Raw genomic sequence first — 2,738 nt, 5'->3', positions numbered from 1 at the left:
TTGCGGCGGAGCACCGTTGGAGGTGATCAAGCAATACATTCAAAACCAGCGGGGCTGACGCCCCGGCGAAATTCCCCTCCCACCTACGTCGGAGGGAGTCCCCTTTCGCATTTAAGATGGAATACCTCCGGTTAGCCATCGACGCCAACCCGTCAATCGGGGCGCTCACTTTTTAGCTTAGCCCGCCCGCGCTCGCCCGGTGTGCAGGTAGACACCTGCGCCCTTGACGGTGCCCACCCTGTAGCAGGTATGCTCGACCCCTTCGGCGCCCTGCCGTGCGGGCGCCGCTCAAACAAGGATGCCGCATGCAAACCAAGGACAAGTGTCTGGCCGCCCTGGTCATTCTCTGCTGGGGACTCAACTTCGTCGCCATCAAGTGGGGGCTGGAAGGCATCCCCCCACTGCTGCTGGGAGCACTGCGTTTCGTCGGAGTCGTCTTCCCGGCCATTCTGCTGGTCCCCAGGCCTGCCATGCCCTGGCGCTGGCTGCTGGCCTATGGCGGTGCGATCAGCCTGGGCCAGTTTGCCTTCCTGTTCTGCGCCATGAAATTCGGCATGCCCGCCGGCATGGCCTCCCTGGTGCTGCAATCCCAGGTGGTCTTCACCCTGCTGTTCGCCATGATCTGGCTCGGAGAGCGCTGGCAGCCCCACCACTGGGTGGCACTGCCGCTGGCGGGAGCAGGTCTTTATCTCATTGCCACCCATGGCGAGGGCAACCTCACCCTCATCGGGTTTGTGCTGACGCTGTGCGCAGCCGCCTGCTGGGGCCTTGGCAACGTCATCAATCGCCAGATAGGTCTGCGCTATCGCACCTCTCTGCCGAGCCTGGTCGCCTGGGGCGGGCTGGTGCCCATCCTGCCCTTCTTCGCGCTCTCCTGGCTGTTCGAGGGGCCCGAACTCATCGCAAGCAGCCTGCTCAACATCCGTTGGCAGGGCGTCTTGTGCGTGCTCTATCTCTCGTTTATCGCCACCTGGCTCGGTTATGGCCTGTGGGGGAGGCTGCTGATGCGCTATCCGGTGGCCCAGGTTGCCCCCCTCTCCCTGCTGGTGCCCTGTGTCGGCATGGTGGCCGCCGCCCTGCTGCTCGATGAACACCCCACTCCCCTGCAATGGCTGGGCTCGGGTCTGGTGTTGCTCGGCTTCGTGGTGCATCTGCTGGGGGGCAAGATGCGCTTCTTGAAGACCCAAACCGAGGATTGACCTCGCCCGGGAAACTTCCCATCATGGGTCAGGCCCTCTTGGGCCCACCCCGTTATTTCGGCAGGACGCCATCATCAGGAGAGCAAGGACATGCGTCATCCGTCATTTTCGATCATCCCCTCTTTACCAGGCATCATGCGGGTCACGGCCATGCTGCTCCCCTTCTGCTGGAGCCCGTTCGGCTGGAGTGCCACCCTGCCGGCAGATCTCAAATGGGAGAACAACGACACCGATCCCGTCTATGCAGACCCCGAGGCCAAGCGAGGCGGCACCTTCCGGGATTTCATGTCGAGCTTTCCGCTCACCTTGCGCAAATACGGACCGGATTCCAACGGCGGCTTTGCGGCCTACGTGCGCGAGACCAACCTGCCGCTCCTGAGCACCCATCCCGTGACGCGCAATCCCATCCCCATGCTGGCCAACCAGTGGGCTTTCGGCGCGGATAACAAGACGCTCTATTTTCGTATCAACCCCAAGGCCCGCTGGTCGGACGGCCAGCCCGTCACTGCGGATGACTGGGTCTTCACCCTCAAGATGATGCGCAGCAAGGAGATCAACGACCCCTGGTACAACAACTACTACAGCACCCAGATAAGCGAAGTGACCAAGTTTGACGATCACACCCTCGCCATCACCAGCGGCACCGAGAAGAGCCGGGAAGATCTGCTCGAAGCTCTCCCCTTCACCCCGGAGCCCAGCCACGCCATCAAGCTGACCGCCAACTGGGTCAAGGAGTACAACTGGAAGGTGCTGCCGGTCACCGGCCCCTACCAGATTGGCGAGCTCAGGAAGGGCAAGTCGGTGACCTTCGACCGGGTCAAGGATTGGTGGGGGAACGACGAGCGCTACTTCCAGCACCGCTTCAATCCGGATCGCATCGAGATCAAGGTGCTCAGGGATCAGAACATCGCCTGGCAGCACTTCCTGCGCGGTGAGCTCGACACCTTCCCCCTCGTGATGCCCAACTGGTGGCACGACAAGAGCAAGACCGCCGAATTCGAGAAGGGCTATATCGAGCGGCTCTGGTTCTACAACCAGACGCCTCAGCCCCCCATGGGGCTCTATCTCAACACCGCCGATCCCTTGCTGAGCAATCTCGACGTCAGACTCGGCATCCAGCACGCCCTCGCCCTGGACAAGATGATCGCGACCCTGCTGCGGGGGGACTACCAGCGTCTCAACACCTATGGCTCGGGCCAGGGTGATTTCACCAATACCGACCTCAAGGCGCGCCCCTTCGATCCCGCCCTTGCTCGCGAATTCTTTGCCAAGGCGGGCTTCACTAAGACCGGGCCGGATGGCATCTTGCGAAATGACAAGGGCCAGCCCCTCTCCCTCAGCATCACCTACACCACGGCGGAACATGCACAGCGCCTCACCTTGCTGCGGGAAGAGGCGAAAAAGGCGGGGCTCAACCTCTAATGCCGATCAGTTAAGGATCCATTGACCGATCCTCAGGCTGTGTAAGAATCCGAAACTCCTTGTTGGGTTTCGGATTTTTTTATGCGTATCGACCAAGCTCTCGACTTCATTCACGCC

1 protein-coding gene and 1 pseudogene are annotated in these 2,738 nt (G+C 61.5%); both read left to right on the top strand.

The features are described 5' to 3' along the window. The first annotated feature begins 305 nt into the window (after positions 1 to 305). The gene (locus ACNPAA_RS20700) at positions 306 to 1,199 is read left to right on the top strand and encodes an EamA family transporter (RefSeq protein ID WP_010675306.1); all 894 of its coding nucleotides are present in this window, start codon (positions 306 to 308) and stop codon (positions 1,197 to 1,199) included. 135 nt (positions 1,200 to 1,334) lie between these two features. Beyond that, positions 1,335 to 2,618: pseudogene (locus ACNPAA_RS20695) on the top strand (extracellular solute-binding protein); the annotation flags it as partial. Between the last annotated feature and the right edge of the window lie 120 nt (positions 2,619 to 2,738).

Origin of the sequence: Aeromonas sp. PS2Canimalfood6, from assembly GCF_048276795.1 — a bacterium.
Lineage (GTDB): Bacteria > Pseudomonadota > Gammaproteobacteria > Enterobacterales > Aeromonadaceae > Aeromonas > Aeromonas caviae.
This window is presented reverse-complemented; position numbering and strand designations above follow the sequence as displayed.